The organism is Vibrio sp. 2132-1 (assembly GCF_033344315.1).
In genome coordinates, this window is record NZ_JAWPON010000171.1 from 1 (window position 1) to 887 (window position 887).

Below are 887 nucleotides of genomic sequence, written 5' to 3' on the forward strand. Positions count from 1 at the left end.
CCAACAGTTTTCATGTTTGCGCTGCCAAGCTCTTTGATTTGCGCTTCCGTCAAAGGAATCCCATGTGGAACCTCAGGACCTTTACTTTCTTTGCGGATAAAGCGTTTTACCATGCGGTCTTCCAACGAATGGAAACTGATGACAGATAAACGACCTTCAGGAGCTAAAATACGAGCCGCGCCTTTCAGCGCAGTATCAATTTCTTCTAGCTCACTGTTGATGTAAATACGGAACGCTTGGAAAGCACGCGTCGCTGGGTGCTTTTTCTCTTTAAAACTTTTTGGTGCTGCTTCAGAGATCAGTTTTGCCAACTGACCAGTACGAACCATTGGCTCGTTCTCTTCGTTTTCACGGTATTCCACAATCGCACGAGCAATACGACGAGCGTGTTTGTCTTCACCGAATTCACGAATCACCCAAGTGATGTCATCCAGATCCGCTTCCATCAACCATTGAGAAACCGGGATGCCTGAAGTTGGGTCCATGCGCATATCTAGCGGGCCATCTTTCATAAAGCTGAAGCCACGCTCTGCGTCATCCAGCTGAGGCGAAGACACACCAAGATCCAATAGTACACCGTCTACTTTACCAACTAGGTCATACTCTTCTGCGTATTGAGCCATGCCAGAAAACGGGCCATGAATAATGGTAAAACGAGGGTCGTCAATTTTGCCTGCTTCCGCAATCGCTTGAGGGTCACGGTCGATACTGTACAGTCGGCCATTTGGGCCAAGTTTGGATAAAATTGTACGGCTGTGACCGCCTCGGCCAAATGTTCCATCAATGTAGATACCATCTGGTTTGATAGCCAAGCCATCAATGGATTCATTTAATAACACGGAAATATGTTGGAAGGTTTCGGTCATAGCTTTCTCGTTGAATGATCT

At 46.8% G+C, this 887-nt stretch carries 1 protein-coding gene; it reads right to left on the reverse strand.

Going from position 1 to position 887, the window contains the following annotated elements:
• Nucleotides 1-866, reverse strand: an 866-nt coding sequence (gene rsmH, locus R8N47_RS24210; protein ID WP_318185977.1) for a 16S rRNA (cytosine(1402)-N(4))-methyltransferase RsmH, incomplete at its 3' end; no start/stop codon positions are given.
• Nucleotides 867-887: the final 21 nt, after the last annotated feature.